This is a genomic window from Hahella sp. KA22 (assembly GCF_004135205.1).
Taxonomy (GTDB): domain Bacteria; phylum Pseudomonadota; class Gammaproteobacteria; order Pseudomonadales; family Oleiphilaceae; genus Hahella.
This window is the reverse complement of sequence record NZ_CP035490.1, coordinates 1,992,223-2,019,148: the sequence shown is the minus strand read 5'-3', so window position 1 is coordinate 2,019,148 and position 26,926 is coordinate 1,992,223. Positions and strand designations below refer to the sequence as shown.

At 53.6% G+C, this 26,926-nt stretch carries 23 protein-coding genes; 12 read left to right on the top strand and 11 right to left on the bottom strand.

Features of this window, described 5'->3' with window-relative positions:
* Positions 1-4: 4 nt before the first annotated feature.
* The 7 genes from EUZ85_RS09010 to EUZ85_RS08980 all read right to left on the bottom strand — a co-directional run bounded on the left by EUZ85_RS09010 (position 5) and on the right by EUZ85_RS08980 (position 9,406).
* A complete protein-coding gene (locus EUZ85_RS09010; RefSeq protein WP_127968979.1) occupies positions 5-838 on the bottom strand; it encodes a carbon-nitrogen hydrolase family protein in 834 nt (277 codons plus the stop codon).
* On the bottom strand, positions 838-4,713 hold the full coding sequence (locus EUZ85_RS09005) for a YhdP family protein (protein WP_127968978.1): 3,876 nt from the start codon (positions 4,711-4,713) through the stop codon (positions 838-840). Before EUZ85_RS09005 ends, EUZ85_RS09010 begins: the two co-directional genes overlap by 1 nt.
* A gap of 112 nt (positions 4,714-4,825) precedes the next feature.
* A complete protein-coding gene (gene rng, locus EUZ85_RS09000) occupies positions 4,826-6,310 on the bottom strand; it encodes a ribonuclease G (RefSeq protein WP_127968977.1) in 1,485 nt (494 codons plus the stop codon).
* Positions 6,311-6,314: 4 nt separating this feature from the next.
* Complete coding sequence (locus EUZ85_RS08995) at positions 6,315-6,920, bottom strand: nucleoside triphosphate pyrophosphatase (RefSeq protein WP_127968976.1); 606 nt, start codon at positions 6,918-6,920, stop codon at positions 6,315-6,317.
* Complete coding sequence (mreD, locus tag EUZ85_RS08990; RefSeq protein ID WP_127968975.1) at positions 6,913-7,386, bottom strand: rod shape-determining protein MreD; 474 nt, start codon at positions 7,384-7,386, stop codon at positions 6,913-6,915. The genes EUZ85_RS08995 and mreD overlap by 8 nt, the downstream gene beginning before the upstream one ends.
* Positions 7,387-7,391: 5 nt before the next feature.
* A complete protein-coding gene (gene mreC / locus EUZ85_RS08985) occupies positions 7,392-8,258 on the bottom strand; it encodes a rod shape-determining protein MreC (protein ID WP_255509319.1) in 867 nt (288 codons plus the stop codon).
* A 110-nt stretch (positions 8,259-8,368) separates the two neighbouring features.
* The gene (locus EUZ85_RS08980) at positions 8,369-9,406 is read right to left on the bottom strand and encodes a rod shape-determining protein (protein WP_011399070.1); all 1,038 of its coding nucleotides are present in this window, start codon (positions 9,404-9,406) and stop codon (positions 8,369-8,371) included.
* A gap of 331 nt (positions 9,407-9,737) precedes the next feature.
* Here EUZ85_RS08980 and gatC point away from each other — a divergent pair, with 331 nt between their 5' ends.
* The 3 genes from gatC (at position 9,738) to gatB (ending at position 13,049) form a co-directional block, all read left to right on the top strand.
* Complete coding sequence (gene gatC, locus EUZ85_RS08975) at positions 9,738-10,025, top strand: Asp-tRNA(Asn)/Glu-tRNA(Gln) amidotransferase subunit GatC (RefSeq protein ID WP_127968973.1); 288 nt, start codon at positions 9,738-9,740, stop codon at positions 10,023-10,025.
* A 74-nt stretch (positions 10,026-10,099) separates the two neighbouring features.
* Entirely contained in the window at positions 10,100-11,554 is a 1,455-nt protein-coding gene (gene gatA, locus EUZ85_RS08970; RefSeq protein WP_127968972.1) for an Asp-tRNA(Asn)/Glu-tRNA(Gln) amidotransferase subunit GatA, read from the top strand.
* A gap of 52 nt (positions 11,555-11,606) precedes the next feature.
* Entirely contained in the window at positions 11,607-13,049 is a 1,443-nt protein-coding gene (gene gatB, locus EUZ85_RS08965) for an Asp-tRNA(Asn)/Glu-tRNA(Gln) amidotransferase subunit GatB (protein ID WP_127968971.1), read from the top strand.
* 54 nt (positions 13,050-13,103) lie between these two features.
* Here gatB and rimO read toward each other — a convergent pair whose 3' ends face one another.
* Positions 13,104-14,423, bottom strand: a complete 1,320-nt coding sequence (rimO, locus tag EUZ85_RS08960; protein WP_127968970.1) for a 30S ribosomal protein S12 methylthiotransferase RimO — start codon at positions 14,421-14,423, stop codon at positions 13,104-13,106.
* A gap of 261 nt (positions 14,424-14,684) precedes the next feature.
* On the opposite strand from rimO, the gene EUZ85_RS08955 reads away from it, so the two are divergent.
* From EUZ85_RS08955 to cysN, 3 genes are all read left to right on the top strand, one after another.
* Positions 14,685-15,065, top strand: a complete 381-nt coding sequence (locus EUZ85_RS08955) for a PilZ domain-containing protein (RefSeq protein WP_241566998.1) — start codon at positions 14,685-14,687, stop codon at positions 15,063-15,065.
* 303 nt (positions 15,066-15,368) lie between these two features.
* The gene (gene cysD, locus EUZ85_RS08950; RefSeq protein ID WP_127968968.1) at positions 15,369-16,277 is read left to right on the top strand and encodes a sulfate adenylyltransferase subunit CysD; all 909 of its coding nucleotides are present in this window, start codon (positions 15,369-15,371) and stop codon (positions 16,275-16,277) included.
* Positions 16,278-16,342: 65 nt separating this feature from the next.
* A complete protein-coding gene (gene cysN, locus EUZ85_RS08945; RefSeq protein ID WP_129498729.1) occupies positions 16,343-17,998 on the top strand; it encodes a sulfate adenylyltransferase subunit CysN in 1,656 nt (551 codons plus the stop codon).
* Positions 17,999-18,060: 62 nt separating this feature from the next.
* Here the strand turns inward: cysN and EUZ85_RS08940 are convergent, their stop codons facing one another.
* Positions 18,061-19,185: an alanine--glyoxylate aminotransferase family protein gene (locus EUZ85_RS08940; protein ID WP_127968966.1), complete on the bottom strand. Its 1,125-nt coding sequence runs from the start codon at positions 19,183-19,185 to the stop codon at positions 18,061-18,063.
* 201 nt (positions 19,186-19,386) lie between these two features.
* Between EUZ85_RS08940 and EUZ85_RS08935 the strand changes: the two genes are divergently transcribed.
* Entirely contained in the window at positions 19,387-20,427 is a 1,041-nt protein-coding gene (locus EUZ85_RS08935; protein WP_127968965.1) for a nucleoid-associated protein, read from the top strand.
* Positions 20,428-20,494: 67 nt separating this feature from the next.
* On the opposite strand, the gene EUZ85_RS08930 is transcribed toward EUZ85_RS08935, so the two are convergent.
* Positions 20,495-20,830 carry a DUF1820 family protein gene (locus EUZ85_RS08930; RefSeq protein WP_011399083.1) on the bottom strand — a complete coding sequence of 112 codons (336 nt, stop codon included), beginning with the start codon at positions 20,828-20,830 and terminating at the stop codon, positions 20,495-20,497.
* Positions 20,831-21,053: 223 nt separating this feature from the next.
* On the opposite strand from EUZ85_RS08930, the gene miaB reads away from it, so the two are divergent.
* From miaB to lnt, 5 genes are read left to right on the top strand one after another with little or no spacing between them, the layout of a single operon-like run.
* On the top strand, positions 21,054-22,394 hold the full coding sequence (gene miaB / locus EUZ85_RS08925) for a tRNA (N6-isopentenyl adenosine(37)-C2)-methylthiotransferase MiaB (RefSeq protein WP_127968964.1): 1,341 nt from the start codon (positions 21,054-21,056) through the stop codon (positions 22,392-22,394).
* Positions 22,395-22,430: 36 nt separating this feature from the next.
* On the top strand, positions 22,431-23,399 hold the full coding sequence (locus EUZ85_RS08920; RefSeq protein ID WP_127968963.1) for a PhoH family protein: 969 nt from the start codon (positions 22,431-22,433) through the stop codon (positions 23,397-23,399).
* 55 nt (positions 23,400-23,454) lie between these two features.
* On the top strand, positions 23,455-23,925 hold the full coding sequence (gene ybeY / locus EUZ85_RS08915) for an rRNA maturation RNase YbeY (protein WP_127968962.1): 471 nt from the start codon (positions 23,455-23,457) through the stop codon (positions 23,923-23,925).
* 10 nt (positions 23,926-23,935) lie between these two features.
* On the top strand, positions 23,936-24,778 hold the full coding sequence (locus tag EUZ85_RS08910) for an HlyC/CorC family transporter (protein WP_127968961.1): 843 nt from the start codon (positions 23,936-23,938) through the stop codon (positions 24,776-24,778).
* A complete protein-coding gene (gene lnt, locus EUZ85_RS08905) occupies positions 24,775-26,316 on the top strand; it encodes an apolipoprotein N-acyltransferase (protein WP_127968960.1) in 1,542 nt (513 codons plus the stop codon). The genes EUZ85_RS08910 and lnt overlap by 4 nt, the downstream gene beginning before the upstream one ends.
* On the opposite strand, the gene EUZ85_RS08900 is transcribed toward lnt, so the two are convergent.
* Positions 26,313-26,885 carry a zinc ribbon-containing protein gene (locus tag EUZ85_RS08900; RefSeq protein ID WP_127968959.1) on the bottom strand — a complete coding sequence of 191 codons (573 nt, stop codon included), beginning with the start codon at positions 26,883-26,885 and terminating at the stop codon, positions 26,313-26,315. The two genes, lnt and EUZ85_RS08900, sit on opposite strands and share 4 nt — an antisense overlap.
* Between the last annotated feature and the right edge of the window lie 41 nt (positions 26,886-26,926).

Below are 26,926 nucleotides of genomic sequence, written 5' to 3'. Positions count from 1 at the left end.
AGCGCTACTTGAGTCTGCGATGAGCGAGTACGGGCATTCTGGCCCGTACTTCCTGCAGCTCAGCCTTATCCAGAGTGGAGAGAAAAACGCCTTCTCCTTCTTCCAGCCCTCCCATAACCTTCCCCCAGGGATCGATAATCATCGAGCGCCCATAGGTGCGTCGAGATTCTGAATGGCGCCCTCCCTGATTGGCGGCGGCGATAAACACCTGATTTTCTATCGCCCGCGCCCTCAATAGGGTTTCCCAATGCGCCTCGCCCGTCACATAGGTGAATGCGGAAGGAACCGTCACCAATTCCGCCCCCTGCTCAGTCATCGCCCGATAAAGTTCGGGAAAGCGTAAATCATAGCAAATCGACAGGCCGACCCTGATCCAGGGCGTATCAATCACCACCACCTTTTCGCCTGGCTCGAATATGGCGGACTCACGATATGCGCCATAAGCGTCTTTTACATCCACATCAAATAGATGGATCTTATCGTAACGGGCAACCGTAGCCCCGCTATCATCGAACACCCAGCAGGCGGAGCGCACGCGCCCATCAATGAGAGCGCCGTCAGGACGTTGCGCACAAGGCAAGGAGCCAGCAATAATCCAAACCCCAAAACGTTTCGCCAGCCCAGCAATAAATCCTCGTATTGGGCCCTCTGCATCCGCCTCCGCAGCCCCGATATCCAACGAACGCTTGCTTTCGAACAATGCAAAGTTCTCCGGCAGCAACACCAGCTGCGCACCGCCACCTGCCGCTTCCGCCACCCAGTGCTCCACTCGGGCAAGGTTCTGCGCTATATCACTGGTGCTGACCAACTGCACTATCGCCAGTGTGAACTCGCTCATCAATCCGCTCTCCTTCTCTGCGAAGCCGAGCCGCCGCTGGTGTTATCAAATATCTGCTGCAGGCTGACTTCAGGGTTATCCAATGTACCTTTGATTTTATACGTGGCGCTGGTCATCCGACTGAGGGGATCGCCCAGTAGCTTGTCGATCAGAAACAATGCGCCCCCCACCTGGGGAGCCCCCACCAAAACCGCCGCCAGCGGCAGGTTTTTCGTTACCGGCAGCACGACCACCATTTGCATATCCAGAGTGTCATCAACCAGGCTGGTCTTGCCGGTTATCTTAAATCCGCTGGAAAGAGTCTGGATCGCGAGCGGACTTTCAAAGTTCATCACCCCCTCTTCAATGCGCGCCTCTCCTTCAATCTGGTCATAAGCCAAGCCTTTACGATACAGATCAGAAAAGTCCAAACGCAAACGCCGGGTAATTGAGTCCGTGTTCAAGATACCAAACACCCGGAAGATATTGGCCGAGTTGGACGCTTCACGGAATACGCCATTGCTCATCTTGAAGCTGATTTGCCCCGTCACGTCCTTCCACTGAAACTCAGTGGGGCCGCCCTGCCAGACTATACCCGTATTGAAGCTGTAATCTTCTGCGGTCAGCGGCGCGTCTTCCGCCAGATTCTCATAAAAGCGATCAAAGTTAGCGCCTTTCAGATCCCCAGTGAGAATCGAAGTCTGGTGACCCGTTTGCGGGTCCATCAGCCAGCTTAGTCTTGCCGTCACAGTTGCGCCGGCGAGGCGCCCAAACATATTACTGAATACCACGCCATCTTCCCGGGGCTGTGTTACCCAGGCCCAGCTTCCCAGCTGTTTCCCCCCTAAGCGCAGGTCTTCGATATCCACCTGCGCCAGAGGCACATCCGCAGGCGTCATACGCTTTTCCACGGCGGTGGCGGCGCTATCAGAGATATACAAACGCCGAAACTTCGCAAAGGGCGGCTTGCTGACGTCATCGTGGATAGACAAAGTCCCCGTCAGCCTCTCTCCGTCATCAAGTGAAATATCGAGCCCATCAGAACGCCGTTGCAGTCGCGCATCCACTTGACTGAACCACTCGCCGGCGACCTCCAGCCTCCCAACCTGCATCGACACGCGATTCAGCCAATCCGGCGCACTTGCTGACTCATCTCCCATATCCGCGCCGAGGAACTCTTGCAGATAAGTGCGCCACTCAGACACCGACAACCGCGATAGTTGCCCCGACACATTGACGCCGCGCGCAGGCAGCTCCAGCCCTTCGGGGGCGTTATCCCCCGTGACGAACGCCAACGCGCCCCGGTTGATCGCCCCGTCACTGACTTCAAAACGCGCTTTCAGCAGATCTTTCACGGAGACAGACCAGTTTTCACGACTCCCCTCCGCTTCCCAGTCGCGTACGACAGACAGAGGAGAGCTATCCTGTATCGTCTTGCCGAAAGGGGCTGGAGCCCGAATGTCAGCGCCCATCAGCTCACTGTCCAGACGTAGCCTGAAGCGACTTTTATCAGTGTGATCGAGATCCAGGGCAAGGCGATAGGGTAGCTGGCCAGACAGCGGAACCGTCCGCTCGATCTTGAGCCAATCCAGCAGCGTAGACGCCTCTATTTTACTCGCCAGCTTTAACGCCAGCGTCTTGCGTTGCTCCGACCAGTTTGATGTTGTCACGTCCAGATTTGCAGGCTGCCCAAATATCGCCCCTTGCATGCCTCTCGCCCGAATGCCATCAGCGGTGCTAAAGGAAAGGTCGCCCCGTAAATCCGTCAACGCCAGATCATTGCGCTCAGACCGCAAATTCAATCCGGCTGTTTTCAACTTGAGATCAATACGAGGGGGGCCCACTCCGACCGTATCTAACGTCAAGTCCAGCACGCCAGAACTGGCGCCACTGACAGACCAGTCTTCCACAACCGGCGCAGTCACATTGGCGATAGGCGACTTCTTCAACCAATAATCCCAGTCGCTTTTCTGTGGGCGAATATTCGCGCTGATATGGAGCAGTGAGCCAGGCCCTCCTCCGCCGTCACGCTTCACCTTCACCGAGCGAACCCGTGTGCCGGCGATCGTCCCCTCGCCGACAATTGCGCTCAATTCGCCTCCGATAATCGCGAGACGCGCATCAAAATTTTCCAACTCAGGCCAGCCGTCTGCGTAATGCAAACGCCCGTCTTTCAGATTAAAAAACATCTGCGAGCGATGATTGGTAGCGGTCGCCAGAGGGCCCACCACACCGGAATAGAAGTAGCCGCCGGTCGTCACCTGACCGCCTTTTACCGCCTGCCGCAGCCAACGATTGAGCTCCGGCGGAATGATATGTCCCGGCACAAGCAAAGACGCCACCCGAGCATCCGCACTCTCCACTCCGATCGCCAGCTCCAGGTTAAGCTCACGGGTCTTGTCATGCGGCAGCAGTATGCTAAAAGCGCCGCTTAGTTCCGCTTGCAGTCCATTAATCTCTTTCAGCCGCAGACCGTTGCCGAAAACATAGACATAATCCTCGTTACCACGCCATTCAACACGCCCCTCGCCAGTGGTGAACGTCCACCCCGCGTGATAAAGCTCCGGAAAGCTCAGTTGCATCTCTGATCCCTTGAAGATGACCTTGCCGCTATGATTACGCACTTGCAGAAAACCATCGATACCGGCGCCGCCGGGCGCTCCGCCATGTGCCGCAACCCTGACTTGGTCGAGCTGCGCGAGCACCTCAAACTGCCTGTTCGCATCAAGATTAAAGCCTATGTTGCGCAGTGCGCCTTCCGGCTGGTAACTCGCAAGACGCCGCGACGCGTCTTCGGGCAAGACGCCAGCGGCGACGCTCAAACGCCCCAATAGACCCAGATTCAAATCATCCAGGGCCATCCGGACCGCGCCTTCCGCGTTAACATCCACCAATGCGCGCGCACCACGCCAGCTGTCCCCCGCCCAATCCAGGCCAAGATCATAAGCGGTGACCTTCCAGCCGCCTTGTTCAGTTAGCGCCGCGGTGAATCGCGCCCTGATATTCTGCAAAGGCGCCAGAGTGGTTTGCTCATCCGCCCAGGCTAATCGGGGGATATCCAAATCTCCTGCCATATCGACAAGGCGATTGTCCTCCAAAGTCAGCCAAAGAGCCCCTGCGGCTTCGATATCCGTAGCTTGTACGCCATGTTCGGAAATCAGGTTTAACAGGGGGTCCAGCGCCTCCCCCCTGCGCCAGCTCAGGTAAGCTTCGCCATTGAGCTTCCCGGAGTTAAGCAAATCATGCGCATTGACGGAAAACAGCCCCAGATCCGTATGACCTCCCGCCCGCAGAATTCTCCCCGAGGCAGCCACGTTATTTTCTTCAACTTGAATTGTCAGCACCGGAATCAGCCAACCCGCCACCTGACTGTCGCGATAACGCCAGTGCAGCCGGATTTCTCGAAACTCCAGCACCGGTGAAGCCAGATAATCCGCCAGACGCCGCCAGTCCAGAGCCCCGCCACTATTCGCTTTCTGCTCCAATCCTGGAAGTCGCCAGCCGCCGCTCAGGCTCTGTTCCAGGTTAACGGAGACATCGCCGATTTCCACTCGACTCAAAGCCAGTTTCATCGAGAACAGTGATTTGACCATATCAGGCTGGACAACGAGGGAATCCAGTGTCATCGCGCTGTCGACTTTATTGGGGTCGGTTAGAGTAACGTTTTTGAGGGTAACGACGGGATCGAAGCCGTCCCAGCTTCCTTCCAGCGCCTCCATTTTGACTGTTGCGCCCAAGGAAGCGGACAGGCGTAACTCCAGATCTTCCTTGAACACAGACACTGCGTCGAAGAAGTTACGCCCAATAGAAAGGTAAGTAGCAACAAGGACCAGCAATGCGATAGCCACATACCATATCCATTGCGTGATCTTGATTAACACGGATTTGATGGTCATGACTGGATCGGGCCGCCGGCGGTATACGTCTATGCTTAATTAGTCGGCGCCGACGACAAAAACTCAGTATCGCCGCCGGCCGGTAATATCTACGGAAAGTGTGCGCTGCAATCTATTGCAGAACAACATCAAACTGCTCCTGGGTATACATCACTTCCACCTGAAAGCGGATACGCTTGCCAATGAAAGTTTCCAGATCGGCGACGCTGTCGGACTGCTCATCCAGCAACAGATCCACCACTGCTTGCGCCGCCAACACTAGATAACCCTGGGCGTCATAGGTGCGGTTAATCCGCAAAATTTCACGAAAGATTTCATAACACACGGTTTGCGCCGTTTTGACCGTACCGCGACCATCACAGGCAGGGCATGGCTCACACAGCATCTGCCCCAGACTTTCAGTGGTGCGTTTGCGAGTCATTTCCACCAACCCCAACTCGCTCACGCAACTGATTTTGGTTTTGGCGTGATCGCGCTCCAGCATTTTTTCCAACATACGCAGCACCTGGCGCTTATGCTCCTCGTCCTCCATATCAATGAAGTCGATGATAATGATGCCCCCCAGGTTTCGCAGCCGCAGCTGTCGCGCAATGGCGCGCGCCGCCTCCAGATTGGTTTTGAAGATGGTCTCTTCAAGATTGCGATGCCCGACAAACGCGCCCGTATTGACGTCAATGGTCGTCATCGCCTCAGTCTGGTCGATAATCAGGTAGCCGCCAGACTTCAATTGCACCTTGCGACTCAGCGCCTTCTGAAGCTCATCTTCAACGCTGTACAAATCAAAAATCGGCCGCTCGCCGGGATAGTACTCCAGCTTATTGCGAATCTCAGAGACGAATTCATCAACAAACTTCAGCGCCTTATGGAAGCTCTCTCTGGAGTCGATGCGTATTTTTTCGGTATAGGGGCGAACAAGGTCGCGCAGAGTGCGGATGTAGAGCGGGAGATCTTCATATATCGGCCCGGGAGCCGGTGAAGTTTTGATCTTCTCCCGTAAAGACAACCAAAGCTTTTGCAGGAAAAGGATATCGGATTTCAACTCTTCCGAACCGACGCCTTCCGCGGCCGTGCGGATGATAAAGCCAGCGCCATCGGCGGAATTGGCGTCTTCAGTGGTGACGCAAAGCTGAATAAGCTCCTTGAGACGGTCACGCTCAGCGTCATCCTCTATACGCTGGGAGATTCCGATATGATTGTTATCGGGCATATAAACCAGATAACGAGACGGAATAGATAGCTGAGTGGTGAGACGCGCGCCCTTGGCGCCGATTGGATCTTTGGTGACTTGAACGACCAGAGACTGGCCTTCCCGCAGCAAAGAGCTGATATCGGGGTGCTTATTGCCGCCGTTGCGATCCTCTCCGGGGTTCACGGTGGTGACGTCCGAAGCATGAATGAAAGCTGCGCGCTCCAATCCAATATCAATAAAAGCCGCTTCCATACCAGGCAATACACGGATGACTTTGCCTTTGTAGATATTGCCGACAATGCCCCGCCGCTGACTTCTTTCGATATAAACTTCCTGCAGCATGCCGTTCTCGACGACAGCGACGCGAGTTTCCACCGGAGTCACGTTGATTAAGATTTCTTCACTCATGCAGTTAGTCCGACCAGATCTTGATTCCGAATTCCTTTAACAGCACGACGGTCTCGCAAAGAGGCAGCCCAACAATGGATGAATAACTGCCTTCCACGCGCTCCACGAAACTCCCGGCCAACCCCTGAATGCCGTATGCGCCCGCTTTATCAGCTGGCTCACCGGAATCCCAATAGCGCTGAATTTCCTGCTCGGACAACTCTCGAAATCGCACCCGACTCAAAGTCGTCGTCACCTTGCAACCTTCCGCCGCCACCAAGGCCACAGAAGTCAGCACCTCATGCCATGTCCCTGAAAGCCTGCGCAGCATGGCCCGGGCGTCGTCAAAATCAACTGGCTTGCCGAGAATATCGCCTCCCGCCACAACCGTGGTGTCAGCGCCCAACACCACTATATCCTGTTGATCCTTACGCTCTGCAAATACTGTATTCGCTTTTTCTCTGGCGAGGCGCTCCACATAATCCGCCGCTGCTTCAGAAGGCAGAACGCTTTCATCAATATCCGCGCTGGCGATAGAAAACTCACACCCCAACCCGGCGATCATTTCGCGCCGACGAGGAGATCCCGACGCCAGCACAAGGCGACGCCCTCCAGGGTTACCGTCAAACATTTTCCAGTTTTTCCATCAATAGCGAAAACAATGGCCACAACAGCGCCGAAGTCAGGGCCCCTATTAAATAGGCCATATCCGTCGCGGGCTGGGCAAGCATGCCGTTAATCCAGCGGAACAGCATTAGTACGATGCCTACAATAATGAACACAACAAATGACTGCTGAATCAGAGGGAACATTTGCAGTCGTTGCAGCATCGTCAACACTAGATAGGCTTGTAGCGCCAGCGCCAGCGCATGCACGCCCAAAGTGCTTCCCATCAACACGTCCCATAGCAGCCCTACGCACCATCCAACCAGAATGCCGCAAGCGCCGGGATGCTTCAACGTCCAGTAAAACATCACCATGCATATGGACTCGGGCCTGAAATAAGCAGCGTAGCCACCCAAAGGAATCAGGCTGACGCAAAACGCCAGGAACAGGGTGAATACGAACAAGACTGGGCGAAACTCATCTCTGGGCATAAGGCCTACTGAGTTTCTTCAGGCGAAGGTTCGTCGGAAACCCTGTCTCCCGCCTCCGACGATTTCTTCTTGAACACCAGCAAAACGTGTCTGCTGCGATTCAATTCAGATAACGGGTGCGCTTCGATTCGAGCAAAGGGTTCTCCCGGGTCATGCACCACCGCAGTGACTTTCGCAACGGGATAGCCCGCCGGGAATTTTCCACCCAAGCCGGAACTCACCAACAAGTCGCCAACAACAATATCAGCGGTATCGGGAACGTTTATCAGTTGCAGCCGGTCCAATACGCCGGAGCCGACAAGTATGCCGCGCACCCCGTTGCGATTAACCTGAATCGGCACGGCATGATTACTATCGGAAATCAGAAGAACACGGGAGGTCAACGGCGACACTTGCGTCACCTGCCCCATCAAACCTTGCGAATCGAGCATAGGCTGCCCGACGTAAACGCCGTCGTCAGAACCTTTGTTGACGACCACCTCATGCATATAAGGATCAGGGTTGATGCCGATGATCTCGGACACCAGCACAGAATCATCCACCACAGACGAAGCATTCAGCAACTCACGCAGACGATTAACTTCCGCAGTCAAAGACGCCAGACGCTGCGACTTTGCCTCAAGAATCAAAAGCCTGTTGCGCAGCGCGTCATTTTCCTGCTGTAAATCGCGGCGTGATTTAACCGCGTCTTCAGTCCAGTCGACCACGTCGGAAGGAGCGCTGACAACCCATTGCACAGGGGCGACGAGAGTCGCCAGCGTTTCGCGTAACGAAGATAAGAGATCGAGGTGATAATCCGCAAATCCGATGGCGATGGAGAGCACAGCCACCAATATCATTCGTGCGCCTAAAAATGGGCCTTCAACGAAGATATTTTTAATGTCGCAATCTCCCCAACAGTCCGGAAAGGAATTTATCTACAAACACAGAAAGCTACCATAAAACATGGCGAAAACAAGTGGCCAACTCCGTTAAAGAGTTGTTATTCCATAAAGAATAGACCACTGCCGCGTTTGTCGATAACTTCCAGCGCACGACCGCCGCCCCTTGCGACACAGGTAAGCGGATCGTCAGCAACGATCACCGGCAAGCCGGTTTCTTCTGTCAGCAAACTGTCCAGGCCACGCAACAGGGCGCCGCCGCCAGTCAATACAATACCTCGCTCAGCGATATCGGACGCCAATTCAGGCGGCGACTGCTCCAATGCGCTCTTGACCGCCTGCACGATGGTGGCCAAAGCTTCTTGCAGCGCTTCGAGGATTTCTTCGCTGTTCAAAGTGAAACTACGGGGAACCCCTTCCGCGAGGTTGCGGCCACGTACGTCGATTTCACGCAGCTCCAGACCTTCGTATGCGCAACCGATTTCCTGTTTGATTCGCTCTGCGGTGGCGTCGCCAATCAAACTACCGTAATTGCGGCGCACATACGCGGTAATCGCCTCGTCAAATTTGTCTCCCCCCACTCTTACCGAGTCGGCGTACACAATACCATTCAGGGAGATAATGGCGATTTCAGTGGTTCCACCACCGATATCCACCACCATGGAGCCGTTCGCTTCTTCAACAGGCAGACCGGCGCCAATGGCCGCCGCCATAGGCTCTTCAATCAAAAATACTTCTCTGGCGCCCGCGCCAAGGGCGGACTCTCGAATTGCTTTACGCTCAACCTGGGTGGATCGACTGGGGATACAAACCAGTACGCGAGGACTGGGGGTGATGAAACTGTTTTCATGCACTTTGTGGATAAAGTGCTGGAGCATCTTTTCAGTAACGTGGAAATCGGCGATGACGCCGTCTTTCAATGGTCGGATCGCGGTAATGTTGCCCGGCGTCCGTCCCAGCATCCTCTTCGCTTCGGCGCCTACCGCCGCAACGCTTTTCTGTGCGCCCTGGTTACGAATTGCGACCACAGAGGGCTCATTGAGCACAATTCCTCTTCCACGAACATAAATCAGTGTATTGGCGGTCCCCAGATCGATCGAAAGATCGCTGGAAAACAAACCACGTAATCGTTTAAACATTGAACGTTTGAATCCGTATTCTTTTTAGGGTTGGGCATGCTGCGGCAACTTTAACAGTGGCGAGTGGTCAGGGCAAGAATCATTTAGCCCCGCCAGGGCCTAGCCGCAAGCCATTAAAAAATTGTCATCAGAAAGGTCTGTTTTAGGGCGTTTTACAGGGAAAAAATCGCCAATTCATTTACAGACTGCACGCAAACCCTCTTATAATAGCCCTCTTTAGTTTCCGGTGCGATCAGGAGCGCTGCAATGGCGTTCACCAGCCCGGATTCAACATCGAATTATCGGATCAGATCCGAATCAAGCCAACCGCAACGCCCAGCAGGAGAATAATGTGACTATCCAGTCGGAACAGTTGGAGACTATCGCCAAGCTAGCGAGATTGGAAACGCCCGGCGACCAAGTGGCGAAACTGACTCGCGACCTGGGACAGATTCTGGACTTCGTCGAGCAGATGCAGAAAGTGGACACCAGCGCTGTAGAGCCTCTGTCCAATCCGCTGGAAATGACTCAGCGACTGCGTAAAGACGAAGTGACGGAAAGCAATCAGCGTGAAAAGTTTCAGGCTATCGCGCCAGCCACCGAAAATGGCTTGTACCTGGTTCCCAAAGTCATCGATTGAAGCGACTGGAACGCCCGCCGTCATCAGAACCCATTGCGAACGCCTTGCCGGCTATAGATAAGTAAGAGATACGCATGTTGCCACATACTATTAGCGAGATCATAAGCGGACTCCGGGATAAGCAGTTTTCATCCCGTGAAATCACCCAGGATTACCTGACCAGAATCAAACGTCTCAACCCAGAATTGAATTGCTTCATCACCATTACTGAAGATCTGGCTCTCTCTCAGGCGGAGCAGGCAGACGCCCGTCTCAATGCAGGAGAAGCCTCTATTCTGAATGGCGTACCTCTCGCGCACAAAGACGTCTTCTGCACGGAAGGCGTGACGACGACATGCGGCTCCAGAATGCTGGAAAGATTTGTTCCGCCTTACGAGTCCACTGTCACCCGCAAGTTTATGGAAGCCGGTGCTGTCACATTAGGCAAGACCAACATGGACGAGTTCGCCATGGGCTCATCCAATGAGAACAGCTACTTTGGTCCGGTACGTAACCCTTGGGATACCGAGCGAGCGCCCGGCGGCTCTTCAGGTGGTTCCGCCGCAGCGGTTGCAGCCGGACTTTGCGCAGCGGCGACCGGCACAGATACAGGCGGATCAATTCGTCAGCCTGCCGCATTTTGCGGCCTGACTGGACTCAAACCAACTTACGGACGCGTATCTCGCCTCGGCATGGTAGCTTTCGCCTCAAGTCTGGATCAGGGCGGCCCTTTCGCCCGCACGGCGGAAGACACGGCGCTGCTAATGAATGTCATGGCCGGACACGACCCAATGGACTCCACCAGCGCCCTGAACCCCACGGAAGATTACACTTCAGCACTGGCGCAACCGCTGACTGGCGTCACTATCGGCTTACCAAAAGAATACTTCAGCAGCCAGCTCAATGCCGAGCTTGAAAAAGCGCTGCAGGAAGCGATAAAAGTGTACGAATCGCTGGGCGCTTCCTTCAAAGAAGTCTCCCTGCCCCATACAGAGCTGTCCGTACCCGCTTACTACGTTATCGCACCCGCAGAGTGCTCAACCAACCTGTCGCGTTTCGACGGTGTTCGCTACGGCCATCGCTGTGAGAATCCCAAAAATCTCGAAGATCTGTATCAACGCTCTCGATCCGAAGGTTTTGGGGACGAAGTAAAGCGCCGCATCCTGATCGGAACCTACGCACTGTCCGCTGGATATTACGACGCCTACTACCGGCAGGCGCAAAAAATCCGCCGCCTGATTAAGAATGATTTCGTGTCTGCGCTGAACGAAGTCGACGCGTTGTTATGCCCGACCACGCCCGATGTCGCCTTCAAACTGGGCGAGAAAACGTCAGACCCGGTACAGATGTATCTTGAGGACATCTTCACCATTCCCGCCAGCTTGGCTGGTCTACCTGCGCTTGGACTGCCTTGCGGCTTCAAGGGCGGCCTGCCCGTAGGAATGCAGTTGATCGGCAACTACTTTACTGAATCCCGGTTATTGAACCTGGGACATCAATATCAGTTGAACACTGACTGGCATAAACGCAGTCCGGCCCTGGGCGAATAAGCCCACCCGCACTACATAAAGATTACGCAACCATTAGCGAAGAGGTCATATCATGGAATGGGAAGCGGTTATCGGGCTGGAAGTTCATGTTCAGCTCGCCACCAAATCCAAAATATTCTCCGGCGCAGCCACCACTTTTGGCGCAGAGCCAAACACTCAGGCTTGCGCTGTAGATCTGGCCATGCCTGGCATGCTGCCGGTAATGAACGAAGAAGCCGTGCGCATGGCGGTGATGTTCGGCCTGGCCATCGGTGCCGAAATCAACACACGCTCGGTCTTCGATCGCAAAAACTATTTCTACCCTGATCTGCCCAAAGGCTATCAAATCAGCCAGCTGGACCACCCAACCGTCAAGCAGGGCAAATTGGACATCCAGCTTGAGAGTGGCGAGAAGAAGACGATCAACGTCACTCGCGCCCACTTGGAAGAAGACGCCGGAAAAAGCCTGCATGAAGACTTTCACGGCATGACCGGCATCGACTTAAACCGCGCAGGGACCCCCTTACTGGAAATTGTATCTGAGCCAGAACTTCGCAGCGCCAAAGAGGCGGTCGCGTATTTGAGAAAGCTGCACTCCATCGTCACCTATCTGGGTATCTCCGATGGCGACATGTCCCAGGGGTCCATGCGCTGCGACTGCAACGTTTCCGTTCGTCCAAAAGGTCAGGAAGAGTTTGGCGTTCGCACAGAGATCAAAAACGTCAACTCCTTCCGTTTTGTCGAAAAGGCCATTCAAGGTGAAATTGAAAGGCAAATCGACCTAATAGAAAATGGCGGCAAGGTCAAACAGGAGACGCGCCTGTATGATGCGGACAAAGACAACACTCGCTCCATGCGCAGCAAGGAATTCGCCAACGATTACCGCTATTTTCCAGACCCTGATCTGTTGCCCATAGAAATAGACGAAGCCTATATAGAAGCTGTTCGTGACGCCCTCCCAGAGCTACCAGAGCAAAAGCTGGCCCGTTTCTGCTCTGAGTACGGCTTATCTGATTACGATGCAGGCGTACTAGTTAGCTCACGCGCACAAGCGGATTACTTTGAAGCCGCAAACAAAATTGCCGGCGACGCCAAACTGACAGCGAACTGGATAATGGGAGAACTGGCCAAACGCCTGAACCAGAACTCTCTGGATATATCTCAATCTCCCGTCGCCGCTGAAGGGCTTGGCAAGCTGCTGCTGCGCTTGAAAGACAACACCATCAACGGCAAAGCCGCCAAGGATGTGCTTGAAGCCATGTGGAACGGCGAAGGCGAAGCAGATGAAATCATTGAGAAGAAAGGCCTGATAGCCGTTACTGACGACGGCGCCATTGAAGCTTTTGTTGATGAGGTCCTGGCGAATAACGCTGCCCAAGTCGAACAATATAAAGCCGCAGATGAAGCTAAACGCGGAAAAATGATCGGTTTCTTTGTCGGCCAAACAATGAAAATCTCAAAAGGCAAAGCCAACCCGCAACAGGTGAACGAGATACTCGCCAAAAAGCTGAGTTAAGCCTAAAAAAAGAGCCCTAAACGGGCTCTTTTTCATTCTGACTGCAAGGGCCGGTTATACTGGACGCCCCCACAAGTCATATTCGTCCGCATCCTCTATCTCCACCGTAACCATGTCGCCCGGCTTCAGATGAGTCTGGTTGTCCAAAAACACTTGTCCGTCGATTTCCGGCGCATCCGCTTTGGAACGACAAACCGCCCCTTCTTCCACCACCTCGTCCACAATCACATCCATACGCTTGCCGATTTTCGCCTGCAGACGACCGGCGCTGATACGCTGCTGCACTTCCATAAAGCGCTCCCAGCGCTCCTGTTTGACAGCTTCTTCAACAGGATCAGGCAACTCATTCGCCGTCGCGCCTTCCACCGGAGAATATTTAAAACATCCAACTCGATCCAACTGCGCTTCTTCAAGGAAGTCGAGCAACGTCTGGAAATCGTCTTCAGTTTCCCCAGGAAAGCCGACTATAAAGGTGGAGCGCAGAGTAATATCCGGACACTGCTCACGCCACCTGCCAATTCTGTGCAGCACCTTCTCTGCATGGGCTGGACGACGCATATTTTTCAGCACAGACGGAGAGGCGTGCTGAAATGGAATATCCAGATAAGGAAGAATTTTACCGTCCGCCATTAACGGAATGACGTCATCAACATGGGGATAAGGATACACATAGTGCAGTCGCACCCAAACCCCCATGCGCCCAAGCTCGTCACAAAGCTCTTTCATTCGCGTTTTTACGGGGCGACCTTCCCAAAAGCCAGTGCGATACTTAGTATCCACGCCATAAGCGCTGGTGTCCTGAGAGATCACCAGCAACTCTTTAACGCCGTTATTCACCAGGCGTTGCGCCTCGCCCAACACATCACCGATAGGACGGCTCTCCAAGTCACCGCGGAAGGACGGAATTATGCAAAACGTACAACGGTGGTTACAGCCTTCAGATATCTTCAGATAGGCATAATGCTTGGGCGTGAGCTTAACCCCAGTATCGGGCACAAGGTTGAGGAAGGGGTTGTATTCAGGCTTCGGAGCCACTTGATGCACTTGGTTCATCACTTCCGAATAAGCGTGCGGGCCACTTACCGCCAGCACTTTCGGGTGCACTTCACGGATCACATCCTCTTTGGCGCCAAGACACCCGGTCACGATGACTTTGCCGTTCTCGCGCAACGCCTCGCCAATAGCGTCCAGAGACTCTTGCACAGCACTATCGATAAAGCCGCAGGTGTTCACCAAAACGACATCCGCATCTTCATAGCTGGCCGATATCTCGTACCCCTCCGTACGCAGTTGCGTCAGAATGCGCTCCGAGTCTACTGTGTTTTTGGGGCAGCCAAGGCTGACGAAACCCACTTTGCCGCTAGAAGAGGACATCTACCATCACCTGTCTATTCAGAAAAAGGCCGCCATTCTACCTAAGCTCAGCTCGAGAAAATAGATCAAATATCGCTCAAACTTCAACCAACAACAAAGATTACACTCCGTAACAAAATTCCCACATTGTTACAAAAAAATCGTGCTCTCTATGCCAAAAAGATTAATTTTAAATCAAATTCAATTTGGTACACTTAGCCTTCCATGTTGAATGTTAGTATCATTACTTAACCGACTATGATTCAAAGCAGTCCAACCGTCATGCAAAGAAATCTGAGGCATCATCTGCGCATTCCAACGGATTTCGTCGCACATATCACTACACGCGACCAACGGGAATGCGACGCGGCCATCCACAACATTTCCAGAACAGGCCTCATGCTTGAATGCGATCGCTGCATCTTGGAGACGTTGACGCCAAATGCCTTAAATTTTGCGCCATTACGGCCAGTCTGCATCAACATTCGCTTCACTCTGCCTCTGGGCAAGAAAGATGTTGTCGAAGTAGAGACAGAGATGCTGGTCATATACACTCGCCGACTGGCTCGTAACGCCTTTCACGTAGGCTTACAATTTAAAGAGTTGACGCCAGAGCAAACCCACCAACTTGAGCAGTATATCGCCGAGAATAAGCTGCGTTAGAAATTCGCCGCCGGATTTTCCAGGTTTTCATCTTAAACTTTCTATTTGGAGCCAACAGCTCAAATAGGATGGAACCCCGAAAAGTTCGCCAAAAACAGCTCGCTATAGGCAGCGCCGCTTACTTGCGTGAATCAGAAGCTACTAAAAGGCCATAGAAAACTATATCGTCAGAATAAACTCTTCTAAAAGCCATTCTTCTTATAATCACCAAGTGTTTGGTATAGTAGATGTAGCTTTTTAACCCAATCATCCTCGGACATCAGCCTTACCGGAGACCCCTTACTAAGGAGTGCAGTTGAAAAAATGACTGATTACAACCTCACCCATCTAAAACAGCTGGAAGCTGAAAGTATCCATATAATCAGAGAAGTCGCCGCCGAGTTTGAGCGCCCCGTCATGCTCTACTCCATCGGAAAAGACTCTTCGGTGATGCTGCATTTGGCGCGCAAGGCCTTCTTTCCCGGCAAACCGCCCTTTCCTTTGATGCACGTGGACACAACCTGGAAATTCAAGGATATGATCACTTTCCGTGATCAGCAGGCGGCGAAATTTGGACTGGACTTGATTGTCCACATAAATGAAGACGGCGTGCGCGAGGGCATCGGCCCCTTTACACACGGCAGCGCCAAGCATACCGATGTCATGAAGACCGAGTCTCTGAAACAGGCTCTCAATAAATATAAATTCGATGCAGCCTTTGGCGGCGCCCGTCGCGACGAGGAGAAGTCCCGCGCGAAAGAGCGCGTCTATTCTTTCCGCGACTCCAATCACCGCTGGGATCCGAAAAATCAGCGCCCTGAGCTGTGGAACCTGTACAACGGAAAGATCAATAAAGGCGAAAGCATCCGGGTGTTCCCTCTGTCCAACTGGACCGAACTGGACATCTGGCAATACATCTATCTGGAGAACATTGAGCTCGTCCCTCTTTACTTCTCCGCCAAGCGCCCAGTTGTCGAGCGCGATGGCACGATGATCATGGTGGACGATGACCGCATGCCTTTAAAGCCGGGCGAAACCCCGATGATGAAAGACGTGCGCTTCCGTACTCTGGGCTGCTACCCGCTGACTGGAGCTATCGAATCTACGGCGACCACGTTGCCGGAAATTATTCAGGAAATGCTGCTAACCACCAGCTCTGAGCGTCAAGGTCGCGTCATTGACCATGATCAGGCTGGCTCGATGGAGCAAAAGAAACGCGAAGGCTACTTCTGATCCATAGAGAGAAGAAGCGCCTTCAGGGAAGCATTCATTTAGCAGAGTTCAATTGAGTACGGTCCATGTCACATCAATCAAACCTAATCAGCGAAGACATTCTCGAATATCTGAAGCAGCACGAACACAAAGAGCTGCTTCGCCTTTTAACCTGCGGCAGCGTTGACGACGGCAAAAGCACCCTGATCGGCCGATTGCTGCACGACTCCAAGATGATCTATGAAGATCAACTTGAAGCCATCAAAAAAGACAGCGCCAAATCCGGCAATGCGGGCGAAAAGCTCGATTTATCCCTGCTGGTTGACGGACTTCAGGCGGAGCGCGAGCAAGGCATCACGATTGACGTCGCCTATCGCTATTTCTCCACCGCCAAGAGAAAGTTCATCATCGCCGACACCCCAGGCCATGAGCAATACACGCGCAACATGGCCACAGGCGCCTCCACTGCGCAACTGGCCATCATCCTGATCGACGCCCGTCACGGCGTTCTGAAACAGACCAAACGCCACACCTTCATCGCCTCACTGCTGGGCATCCAGCACATTTTGGTGGCGGTGAACAAAATGGACTTGGTGGACTACAGCGAAGAGCGCTACGAAGAGATCAAACAAGAGTATCTGAATTTCGCTAAAGGCCTGACTCTACACGACCTGAAATTCGTACCGATCTCAGCACTGGATGGCGACAACGTGGTCTCCAACTCCCCAGCGATGCCTTGGTACAAAGACAAGCCGCTGATGGAAATCCTGGAGACAGTGGAAATCTCCCGCGACAAGAATTTGTCCGATTTCCGCATGCCAGTGCAGTACGTCAATCGTCCGAACCTGGACTTCCGCGGCTATAGCGGCACAGTATCCTCGGGGATTATCCGCAAAGGCGACCCCATCATGGCGCTGCCTTCCCGCAAAACCAGTACGGTAAAGTCCATCGTCACCTTCGAGGGCGAACAGGAAGAAGCTTTCTCTGATCAGGCCGTGACGCTGACATTAGCCGACGAGATCGATATCAGCCGCGGCGACGTACTGGTTCGCCCAGATAACGTCCCCTGCGTATCCAACCGGATGCAGGCGCATATAGTCTGGATGAGCGAAGCGCCGTTGCTGCCGGGCCGTCAATACTACATCAAGCAGGCGACGCATCTGGCGACCGGTTCTGTTAGTCGCATCCATCACCAGATCGACGTCAATACGCTGGAGAAGAGCGAAACCGATACGCTGCAGCTGAACGAAATCGGCTCCTGCGAAGTCACGCTCAACCAACCGTTGGTGTTTGATCCCTATTCCCGTAACCGCACTACCGGCGCTTTCATCATCATTGACCGCCTGACCAACGTCACTATCGGCGCAGGCATGATCGAAAGCGCTGTAGACGATGCGGACATCGCTGCTTTCGCCCCCATCACTGACGCAGAACGTGAAGCCCGTAACGGTCACAAGCCCGGTCTGATTAAAGTCGAAGGCGAGCTGGCGGACAAACTGGCTTACGCACTGGAGCGCAACCTGTTTGAGCGTGGTAAATCTGTAGTGGTTGTCGAGGAAACTCTGGCTGAAGCCACATTAACCGCCCTACTGAAAGCCGGCCTGCTGGTCATCGCCACCCAAAGCGTTGAATCGTATGAAGGTGAAGTCGCCGCTACGGTAAGCGCGGCAGACGAGAAAGAGCTTTCAACACAGGTTAACCGCGTCATCGGTGAGCTGGTGGAGAAGCACTACTTCGTGTAAAGCTTTCTTAGCCAAATATAGGCCTCAAAGCGACTTTCGCCTTGAGGCCTTTTTATTTTCGGTTATTTCAACGCCCTCAAACACTCATCCAGAGCGCTTACCGCACGATTCGCACATTCCACTGTGGCGTTATTTCCCATTAGTCCAATACGCCAGATTTTCCCTTGCAGCGGCCCAAGTCCAGCGCCAATCTCCATGTTGTAATCTGTCAGCAGCTTCGTTCGCACAGCCGCCTCATCAACACCTTCCGGCACTTTGATCGCATTCAACATTGGCAGGCGGTAAGGCTCATCCACCAGGAAGGACAGCCCCAGCGACTCCACGCCTCTCACCAAGGCTTCATGAGCCGTTCTATGCCTCGCCCAGCGATTCTCCAACCCTTCGTCCAGGACCAGGCGCAACGCCTCATGAATCGCATACAGAGTATTAACTGGCGCAGTGTGGTGATACGCCCGCTGGCCACCTTCAGCCCAATAGGCCATTACCAGGCTCATATCCAGAAACCAGCTTTGCACGGGCTTGCTCCGAGTACGGATTCGGTCCGCCGCCTTTTCACTGAAAGTCACTGGGGCAATACCCGGCACAGCAGAGAGACACTTTTGCGCGCCACTGTATACTGCGTCGGCTTTCCAACCGTCTACGTCCACCTCTATACCGCACCATGAAGTAACCATATCAACGACGGACAGTACGTCACGCTCATGCGCAAGACGACACAGGGTCTCAGCGTCGGAACGCGCGCCAGTGGACGTCTCCGCATGCACAAACGCCAGCAGCCGCGCGTTGGGGTGCTCGTTCAGAACTTCCTCGATACGCTGCGGATCAACCGGGCTCCCCCACTCAAATTCAACGACAATCGGTACGCCGCCCGCACGAACAACGTTTTCCACCATACGTTTGCCGAACACGCCATTGATCGCGACAATCGCCTGATCCCCCGGCTCCAGCAAATTAACCAGGCAAGTTTCCATGCCAGCGGAGCCCGGCGCTGAAACAGGCATCGTCAATCTATTCTGCGTCTGGAATGTCGCCTGCAACATCTGCTTGATCTGATCCATCATCTCGATAAAGACAGGGTCCAGATGACCAATAGTCGGTTGCGACATCGCCGCAAGCACGCTGGCGGGCGTGTTCGAAGGCCCGGGCCCCAGCAGTAACCGGTTGGGAATAGTAAAACCTGTACTCATGCTTGGTTCCTTGAATCATTGTTATGGATAAAGGAAGTCTACAAGACAACGCAACATATCTCACGGTTACTGAGCAAAACTCAGAATGCCCGTACAGCAGCCTTGCACTCTTTACTGGGGCGATTACAATCCGCCTTTAACTAGGACACGGCTTCGTCCGGCGTCCCCCGCACACTCAGGCTCGATTAAGGCTTACCTACTATGGCGATTAGCGAACTCAGCATTCAGGTACTGGAAAAATTCTCCGAAGACGACGCCAGCCAGACCCGAATTCCGCAACAACTGCCCAAGACCGGCGCGGACAATGAGGCTGTTTTTCATACCTTACGTCGATTGTTCGCCGCAAAAACGGGTAAGGCTTTTGGGCGTATTAATCTTCACGCTGAAGGCCAAAGTTTTGGCCCCCGGCTAAAGGATTGGTACGAAGGAAAAATGTCCTTCCAGCAGTTAACCGAAAAAGGCTTGGCCGATTTCAAAGAAAAGCTGGACGTAATTCCACTCACCACACAGAGCTACTTATTGTGGATCCACGACCAGCAGGGCGACGCCCGCACCCTTTATATTTTTGTTCTGGAAAGCAGCGTCACCAATGTCGTTACCAACGAATTGCAAATAGAGCCCATTGAGCATCTGGACCCACAAGCCATCACTTTCGCCCTGCGTATCGAACTGGACCCACTTTTCACCAGCAATCAGCCGGACTGCGCCAGCGTCTATCTCCAACGTAACCTGCGCAAGATAGGCGAAGCGGGCTGCCATAGTTTTGGTTTCGCCACCCATGTGGACACCGCCAAAGAAACAGAAGTGGTATTGAGCGGCCTGGAGCGCTTCGCTGAATCATTAGATCCGAAGAGCGCCGCCAAGCTGAAGAAAAAGGCGGTTGAGTTCTGCTCAGACCAGGAGAAACTGGGGGAAGCCGTACAAATTGAGGAATTGTCCATCGCCATGGATGAACAAAACCCCGACAAGTTCGCCCACTTCATGCGCGAAGCTATACCTGAAGCCCCGGCAGCGTTGCGCCCGGACAGTCGCAAGCTGAAACAACTCGTCCGCTTTGCAGGCAGAGGCTCCGGCATGAGCTTGTCGTTCTCTTCCGAAGCAATAAATGAAAGCATTATTTACGACAGCGAGAAAGACGCACTCATTATTATGGAGATCCCCAAGTCTTTGAAAGCGCAGTTAAAACGCTACCTAAGCCCTCAGGAAGAGCAGGAACAGAATCAGGACGACAACGACGAATAGGCCAGGAGCGAACACACAAGCGTGGAAAGGTAGCGACAGCGCCGGGGACACGGCGCCGTCATCAGTGCTAGCGATCCGTTTTCACTGGGGGACGAGGAAAGCTGGCCACTGTTCCTCCGGACTTGCCGGAGGAGATCTTTGCGGTTCCCTGCTGCTCCACTTCGTCGATACGGATAATAGACGTCATAGGAATGAAGGAACGACTTACTCCTGCAAACTCCCCTTTGAGTTTCTCCTCCGCAGGATCAACCAGTAACTGGGAGCGCTCACCGAACAACCAGTTCTCCACCTCAATAAACCCATACAGCTCGCTGGAATAGACTTTACTCGCGTACAGCTCGAATACCTCATCCTGATTAAAGTAAACGACCCGAAAAACTTTTTTACTCGTCTTATTCGACATAAACACACCTGTAAATTCAATCGCTCAACTATCCGTATCGCCCTCGTAAGCCTTGAGAACAAAGGGGAGACGCTGAAAACCGGCGCAATCATATCACAGCCGCCACCGAGCTCTGGAGTCCATACTGCTAACTTTTTGAACGCCCCCCTACACTAGAGTCCGCCTAGAACGTATAATACGCGGTCCCAATTTTTAAGTTCGCAGATTCTTCGGGTGGTTTTGAATGGCGCAAAAACTCTTTATTAAAACCTATGGCTGTCAGATGAACGAGTATGACTCCTCGCGCATGGCTGACTTATTAGGCGAGAGTCATAGCGTTGAACTCACCGACAACCCCGATGAGGCGGACATTTTACTGCTGAACACCTGTTCTATCCGGGAAAAAGCCCAGGAGAAAGTGTTTCATCAGTTAGGCCGCTGGAAAACGCTCAAAGAAAAAAATCCTAATCTGCTGATCGGCGTCGGCGGCTGTGTCGCCAGCCAGGAAGGCGATGCTATTCGCGACCGCGCGCCTTACGTGGATATGGTGTTTGGCCCGCAGACCCTGCACCGCTTGCCGGAAATGGTCAACTCCGTCGCCCATCAAAAGATTCCCATGGTGGACGTCACATTCCCCGAAATTGAAAAGTTCGACCGCCTGCCTATGCCCAGCAGCGAAGGCGCCAGCGCCTTCGTCTCCATCATGGAGGGCTGCAGCAAGTACTGCACATTCTGCGTGGTGCCCTACACTCGCGGCGAAGAAGTCAGCCGCACTGTAGACGACGTGATCGCGGAAATCGCGCATTTGGCCGGACAAGGCGTGCGGGAAGTCAACCTACTCGGCCAGAACGTCAACGCATACCGGGGACTGACGCACGACGGCGATTATATGGATTTGGCGGAGCTGATCACTTATGTCGCCTCGGTCGACGGCATTGACCGCATTCGCTACACCACTTCGCACCCGGTCGAATTTTCCGACTCGCTAATCGATGTCTACGCCAGCGTTCCCAAGCTGGTTAGCCACCTGCACTTACCCGTGCAAAGCGGCTCCGACCGCATACTGAACCTGATGAAGCGCGGCCACACTGTCGCTGAATACACAGACAAGCTGCGTCGTCTGCAAGAGATTCGTCCTGACATCAGCCTGTCCTCTGACTTCATTGTTGGCTTCCCAGGGGAAACTGACGCGGATTTCGAGGAAACCATGAATCTGATCAATGAGATAGGCTTTGACCACTCATTCAGCTTCGTTTACAGCGCGCGTCCAGGCACTCCTGCCGCCAACCTGGAAGACAACGTCTCCGAAGAGGCCAAGAAACAGCGTCTGGCGATTCTGCAGCAGCGCATCTTGCAGTTCGCACAGGACATCAGCCGTAAAATGGTCGGCTCCACCCAGCGTATTTTGGTGACAGGCGTATCCAAGAAAGATCCTGGCGAACTACAGGGGCGCACCGAAAACAACCGTGTAGTGAACTTCCGTACCGACAGTCATGACATTATCGGGCGTTTTGTCGATGTCACCATCACTGCCGCCCTGCCCAACTCACTGCGCGGCGAACGCGTTGATGGCCTGGACTATTAAGTCACAGGCCCATATCACACTATCAGGCGATATATTTTGAACGAACCAGCCATCAGCTTTAAGCTGGAACCTGCTGACCCCATCAGACTGCAAGCGCTATGCGGGCAGTTTGACGAAAACCTGCGCTTAATCGAACGCCGCCTGAAGGTGCGCGTCGCCTACCGCGGGCATTCATTCACGCTGTTTGGGGAAGAAAAGAACGCCCAGGCGGCGGCGGAAATCATCCGTCACATTTACCGGGAAACCGAAGCTTCCTCCACCATTGAGCCCGACACGGTCCATCTGTTTATTCGTGAGTCCGGGGCCGAGGAAGAAGACGAAACAAGCAGCTCTTCCGGTGGCGTTGTCATCCGTACACCAAAGCTACATATCCGGCCACGCGGTCAAAACCAGATTCATTATGTAAAGTCCGTCCTGCAGCACGACATTAACTTCGGCGTTGGTCCTGCTGGAACAGGCAAGACCTACCTGGCGGTCGCTTGCGCAGCGCAAGCGCTGGCCGATGATCAGGTGAAGCGCATTCTGCTAGTGCGTCCCGCGGTTGAGGCTGGTGAAAAGTTAGGATTCCTGCCCGGTGATCTGGCGCAGAAAGTCGACCCTTATCTACGCCCTCTGTACGACGCGTTATACGAGATGTTCGGTTTCGAGCAGGTCAATCGACTACTGGAAAAAGGGCTGATCGAAATTGCGCCGCTGGCCTTCATGCGCGGCCGTACGCTTAACAACGCCTTCATCATCCTGGATGAAAGCCAGAACACTACGCCAGAGCAGATGAAAATGTTCCTGACCCGGATCGGCTTCGGCTCAACTGCTGTAGTTACTGGAGACCCCACTCAGGTCGATCTGCCGAAAGGCGTTCCGTCCGGCCTTGTACAAGCATTGAAAGTGCTGGAGGACGTCAAAGGCGTCAGCGTCACCAAATTCCTGAGCAAAGACGTCGTTCGTCACCCTCTCGTACAAAGAATTGTTGATGCGTACGAAGCATTTAACAAAAATTCCATTTGAAAATCGTCGCCGAAGCCCATATAAACGAAGCAAACGCATCTAAATAAAGCAGTTTATGAGTCTCGACGTCGATATCCAGATAGCCTCGGAAGAGGCTGACCTTCCAAGTGAAGAACAGCTGATTCTGTGGGCGCAAGCAGCCCTGCGCGAAACGGGCGACCGTGAGGTGACCATCCGCATCGTTGACGCGGAGGAAAGCCAGGAGCTAAACGCGCAGTATCGCGGCAAAGACAAGCCGACCAATGTCCTGTCCTTCCCTTTTGAAAACCCGCCTGGATTAACTTTGCCCCTGTTGGGCGACTTGGTTATTTGCGCGCCGGTAGTGTTCAACGAGGCCGTTGAACAACAAAAAACCGCCGCTGCGCACTGGGCCCATATGGTCATTCACGGGATGCTGCATTTACAGGGATACGACCATATAATTGACGAGGAAGCAGAGGTTATGGAAAGTCTCGAAACCGAACTGGTGACCAGTCTGGGCTTTCCCCCTCCTTACGCCACCAACAGTTCTTTAGCTGAAGGGTAACACAACATCAATGAGTGACGATCATTCGGGTAGCCAGCAAATCTCTCGCTCATGGCTTGACCGTATAACCCAGGCCTTTTCCGATGAACCGCAAAACAAGGAAGAACTCCTGCAGATTATGCGGGAGGCGGAAAACCGCAACATCATAGACCCCGACTCCCTGAGCCTGATTGAAGGCGCCATGCAGGTGACCGACATGCAGGTCAGGGAAATCATGATTCCTCGCGCTCAAATGAGCGTCGTCAAGGCTTCTCAGAGCCCTCAGGAATACATGGACGAGCTGCTTGAGTCCGCTCATTCCCGCTACCCTGTCATCGGCGAATCCAAAGACGAGGTAGTGGGCATTCTGCTGGCTAAAGACCTGCTTGGACTGGCGCTGAAAAACGAATTAAACAAAAGCAAAGTACAGGACATTCTGCGCCCCGTATGGTTTATTCCTGAGAGTAAGCGCCTGAATCAGCTGCTGAAAGAGTTCAAGGAAAACCGCAACCATATGGCGATAGTGGTGGACGAATATGGCGGAGTAGCCGGACTGGTGACCATCGAGGACGTGCTTGAACAGATTGTGGGCGAAATCGAAGATGAACATGACTTCGATGAAGAAAGCCTCATCAAATGCACCGGCCACAATCAATATGTCGTTAAAGCGCTGACCCCGGTGGAAGAGTTTAACGAGTACTTCACCACCAAACTGGACGAAGAAGAGTTCGACACAATTGGCGGGCTGGTCATCAAGCAGTTTGGGCGCCTGCCCAAACGGGGTGAAACGGTCTCCTTTAACGGCTTCGATATCAAGATACTCAACGCGGACAGCCGCCAGATTCGTCTGATCCAGGTCAGCCGCACGGCATGAAGTCCGCTTTGCTGAAAAACTGGGTGGCCCCGGCCGCCGCAGGCGGGCTGCTCACTCTGTGTTTCGCCCCCTACAACCTGTGGTTCTGCGCCTTTCCCGCCGCCTTGATCCTGCTGAATGTATTTCAATTCGGCAAGGTCAAACCAGCCCTGGCGCAAGGTTGGGCGTTTGGCCTCGGACTGTTCGGCTCCGGCGCTTCCTGGGTTTACGTCAGCATCCATGAGCACGGCAACGCCAGCGCAGTGCTGGCCTTTATCCTGACCGCCGCTTTTGTCGCAGGCATCGCCTTATTCCCCATGCTGCAATTTGCGATAACCGCCCGCTTGACCCGGAAACGCTTATCGCCCGGCCTGGAAGGGCTTGTGTTTATCGCCATGTGGGTTTTGTTCGAATGGGTCAGATCCTGGTTACTGACAGGCTTCCCCTGGCTGTTTCTGGGCGTCGCCTTTATCGAAACGCCATTAGCCGGTTGGGCGCCGATACTGGGCGTCTATGGCGTGGCCTTTTTGCTGTGGTTGTCCTGCCACGCTTTAAACCTCAGCTATCGTAACCGCAAATCTCTGACTACTCTCGCCTGCGCAACAGCGCTAATCGTCGGAGCTTGGGGCGGAGGAGCCTTGTTACAGCCAATTGAATGGACGACTCCACGAGGCGAACCTATTCAGGTCAGCATGGTGCAGGCGAACATTGCCCAGGAAGTAAAATGGCTTCGCGAGAATCGTGAAGTTATTACAGAGACTTATCTCACTCTCACCGAACCACTCTGGGACAGCGACCTGATTATCTGGCCGGAAACCGCACTCCCTTACTTCAGCAGTCAGGCGGGACCGCTGCTCAAACAGCTGGACAAGCAGGCCAAAGAAAACAACGCCGCCTTGATGATGGGTATTCTCAGCGCGGATAGAGGTGAAGACGCCAGGATAAATATTTACAACAGCTTTATAGCGCTGGGCCAAGGCGAAGGCTCATACAACAAGCAAAAGCTGGTGCCCTTTGGCGAATACGTACCCTTGGAGTCATGGCTGCGGGGGCTTATCGACTTTTTTAATTTACCTATGTCCAGCATGCAAAAGGGGTCGCCAACACAAACCCCGATTCGCTTTCGGAACGCAACCCTGATGCCTTTCATCTGCTACGAAGTGGTGTATCCAGACTTTGTAGCAAAGCTGGCGCAAGAGCCTGAGCTATTGGTGACTGTCAGCAATGATAGCTGGTTCGGCGCCTCTATCGGCCCGCACCAGCATCTGCAAATTGCACAGATGAGAGCGCTGGAGAACGACAAATACATGTTACGCTCCACCAATAACGGCATTACCGCCATCATTGATCCGCACGGTCGCATTGCCTCCCGCGCACCACAGTTTCAGGCGACCACATTAAGTGGAAAGGTAGAATTGCGCCAAGGCGCTACGCCCTTTTCGCGCTTGGGCTCCTGGCCAATTCTGATTATCGCGACGTTATTGCTGGCTGGCGCATTGTTATTAGGACGGCGCGAGCAGACTGAAGCTCCCGCCGCCGCATTGGAACAGGCAGGTTAGTCTCCGCCTTCTGGAGCGACATCTCCTTCAAGCTCAGGTTCGTAGGGCCAACGGGATGTAAGCCGCTGAAAGTAGATGCCTTGGCACCGGTGACAGGTGTCGATATGCGACGTCTCCACCAGGCAAACCATTTTGCCGCACTGATCGCATTTAAGTACGCCCGGGCAAGCGACTTCGCCTGCAACATAGGTTCCCGGATCATGGTGCAGCTGGTAATCCAGCTTTTCCAAATCCACCAGGGTTTTATCCGCAATAGACAGTAACGCGTCGCCGATGCGCTGCTCAATCAGGTCAATGTCCAGCCTCAACCACTCACGCAACCCTTTGCCGGTTTCCGCTACAAAGTGGTAAAGCTCTTTCATGTCGCGTTTGACGTATGCCTCCAGGAGATTCCACTCCTCCTTGGTCAGCTTCGCTAATCCCTGCTCAAACTCGACAGCCTGATCAATCTCCTGCTTAACAGTCTCCCATGTCTTCACTTCAACATCGGCGAGAGATTTCTCAACGCGCTGCAGAATATTGTTGTACGCCTGCACGACATGTTCAGGCGCTTTATCCTCCTGCTTCATACCATAACCTCCCGGATATGCGAGATCTTGTTTTCAACCCT

What these genes read in the sequence shown, in the direction of transcription:
- rng (WP_127968977.1), bottom strand. Translation starts at nt 6,310, where the DNA reads ATGAGTGAAGAAATCTTAATCAACGTGACTCCGGTGGAAACTCGCGTC.
- miaB (WP_127968964.1), top strand. Translation starts at nt 21,054, where the DNA reads ATGGCGCAAAAACTCTTTATTAAAACCTATGGCTGTCAGATGAACGAG.
- lnt (WP_127968960.1), top strand. Translation starts at nt 24,775, where the DNA reads ATGAAGTCCGCTTTGCTGAAAAACTGGGTGGCCCCGGCCGCCGCAGGC.
- ybeY (WP_127968962.1), top strand. Translation starts at nt 23,455, where the DNA reads ATGAGTCTCGACGTCGATATCCAGATAGCCTCGGAAGAGGCTGACCTT.
- EUZ85_RS08935 (WP_127968965.1), top strand. Translation starts at nt 19,387, where the DNA reads ATGGCGATTAGCGAACTCAGCATTCAGGTACTGGAAAAATTCTCCGAA.
- EUZ85_RS08955 (WP_241566998.1), top strand. Translation starts at nt 14,685, where the DNA reads ATGCAAAGAAATCTGAGGCATCATCTGCGCATTCCAACGGATTTCGTC.
- mreD (WP_127968975.1), bottom strand. Translation starts at nt 7,386, where the DNA reads ATGCCCAGAGATGAGTTTCGCCCAGTCTTGTTCGTATTCACCCTGTTC.
- EUZ85_RS08910 (WP_127968961.1), top strand. Translation starts at nt 23,936, where the DNA reads ATGAGTGACGATCATTCGGGTAGCCAGCAAATCTCTCGCTCATGGCTT.
- cysD (WP_127968968.1), top strand. Translation starts at nt 15,369, where the DNA reads ATGACTGATTACAACCTCACCCATCTAAAACAGCTGGAAGCTGAAAGT.
- EUZ85_RS08940 (WP_127968966.1), bottom strand. Translation starts at nt 19,185, where the DNA reads ATGAGTACAGGTTTTACTATTCCCAACCGGTTACTGCTGGGGCCCGGG.
- EUZ85_RS09005 (WP_127968978.1), bottom strand. Translation starts at nt 4,713, where the DNA reads ATGACCATCAAATCCGTGTTAATCAAGATCACGCAATGGATATGGTAT.
- rimO (WP_127968970.1), bottom strand. Translation starts at nt 14,423, where the DNA reads ATGTCCTCTTCTAGCGGCAAAGTGGGTTTCGTCAGCCTTGGCTGCCCC.
- cysN (WP_129498729.1), top strand. Translation starts at nt 16,343, where the DNA reads ATGTCACATCAATCAAACCTAATCAGCGAAGACATTCTCGAATATCTG.
- EUZ85_RS08995 (WP_127968976.1), bottom strand. Translation starts at nt 6,920, where the DNA reads ATGTTTGACGGTAACCCTGGAGGGCGTCGCCTTGTGCTGGCGTCGGGA.
- EUZ85_RS08900 (WP_127968959.1), bottom strand. Translation starts at nt 26,885, where the DNA reads ATGAAGCAGGAGGATAAAGCGCCTGAACATGTCGTGCAGGCGTACAAC.
- EUZ85_RS09010 (WP_127968979.1), bottom strand. Translation starts at nt 838, where the DNA reads ATGAGCGAGTTCACACTGGCGATAGTGCAGTTGGTCAGCACCAGTGAT.
- gatA (WP_127968972.1), top strand. Translation starts at nt 10,100, where the DNA reads ATGTTGCCACATACTATTAGCGAGATCATAAGCGGACTCCGGGATAAG.
- EUZ85_RS08980 (WP_011399070.1), bottom strand. Translation starts at nt 9,406, where the DNA reads ATGTTTAAACGATTACGTGGTTTGTTTTCCAGCGATCTTTCGATCGAT.
- EUZ85_RS08930 (WP_011399083.1), bottom strand. Translation starts at nt 20,830, where the DNA reads ATGTCGAATAAGACGAGTAAAAAAGTTTTTCGGGTCGTTTACTTTAAT.
- gatB (WP_127968971.1), top strand. Translation starts at nt 11,607, where the DNA reads ATGGAATGGGAAGCGGTTATCGGGCTGGAAGTTCATGTTCAGCTCGCC.